General features: G+C 34.3%; 2 protein-coding genes. Both read left to right on the top strand.

Annotated features, from left to right (window positions below; translation table 11 throughout):
* Positions 1-264, top strand: a 264-nt coding sequence (locus tag AC1DRQ_RS31950) for a sensor histidine kinase (RefSeq protein WP_477430244.1), incomplete at its 5' end; no start/stop codon positions are given.
* A 17-nt stretch (positions 265-281) separates the two neighbouring features.
* Positions 282-772: response regulator (locus tag AC1DRQ_RS31945; RefSeq protein WP_477430242.1), on the top strand; the 491-nt coding region annotated here is incomplete at its 3' end.

Below are 772 nucleotides of genomic sequence, written 5' to 3'. Positions count from 1 at the left end.
GAAATAACCATCATAACAACCTATGATGAAAAAAATATATTCATAAGCATAAAAGACAACGGAACAGGCATGAATGCCCAAACACAAAAAAAGGTTTTTGAACCTTTTTTTACAACAAAAGAGGTTGGAGAAGGCACAGGTTTGGGTATGTCAATTGTTTATAATACTATCAAAAAACATAATGGGTTTATTAATGTTAATAGTTTGCAGGGTGAGGGGACTGAATTTGTTTTACAAATACCCATAAACTTCACAAAAATGTAAAAACTCCCATCTACTAAATGTCAGAAAAAATTAAAATATTATATGTAGATGATGAGCAGGATAATCTTATAGGATTTAAAGCATCCTTAAGGTTTGATTATCAAATTTTAACAGCTGTAACCATCCCACAGGCTATAGATTCCCTAAATAATCATCCTGAAATTAGGATTATTTTTTGTGATCACCGTATGCCCGAAAAAACCGGGGTTGATTTTTTTGAAGAAATCAAGATCAGCCACCCGCTTCCGGTACGTATCCTACTAACGGCCTATGCTGATGTTGAATCCATAATTGGCGCTATAAATAAAGGGAATATTTTTAGATATATACAGAAACCATGGACTGAGGCCGAACTTATTTCGGCAATAGATGAGGCTAATAAGTTTTATATGGCCAGTTCAATGCTTTCTGTTAAAAATGATGAATTACAAAAAGCCTATGTAGAACTGGATAAGTTTGCTTATAGTGTTAGCCATGATATCAGGGGCCCTCTATCCGGGATTTTGGG

The sequence above is a fragment of the Mucilaginibacter sp. P4_E8 genome, from assembly GCF_056401495.1.
This window is presented reverse-complemented; position numbering and strand designations above follow the sequence as displayed.